General features: G+C 68.5%; 1 protein-coding gene. It reads left to right on the top strand.

Annotation, left to right across the window (positions count from 1 at the left end; all coding sequences use genetic code 11):
• The coding region (locus SB816_RS35090) for a sulfatase-like hydrolase/transferase (RefSeq protein WP_410548634.1) at window positions 1-235 on the top strand (235 nt) is incomplete at both ends.

Raw genomic sequence — 235 nt, 5'->3', positions numbered from 1 at the left:
AACGATCGCACGCCGCCGACCGACGCGCAGATCCGCGCCGCGCGCCGCGCATACTACGGCGCGACGTCGTACGTCGACGCGCAGTTCGGCAGCGTGCTGGCCGCGCTCGAGCAATGCGGGTTCGCCGACGATACGATCGTGATCGTCACGTCCGACCACGGCGATATGCTCGGCGAGCGCGGGCTCTGGTACAAGATGACGTTCTTCGAAGGCGGCTGCCGCGTGCCGCTGATCG

This window comes from Achromobacter sp. SIMBA_011 (assembly GCF_046535435.1).
GTDB classification, from domain to species: domain Bacteria; phylum Pseudomonadota; class Gammaproteobacteria; order Burkholderiales; family Burkholderiaceae_B; genus Achromobacter; species Achromobacter dolens.
Note: the sequence above shows the minus strand (reverse complement) of the source record. Positions and strands in the feature narration are given on the sequence as shown.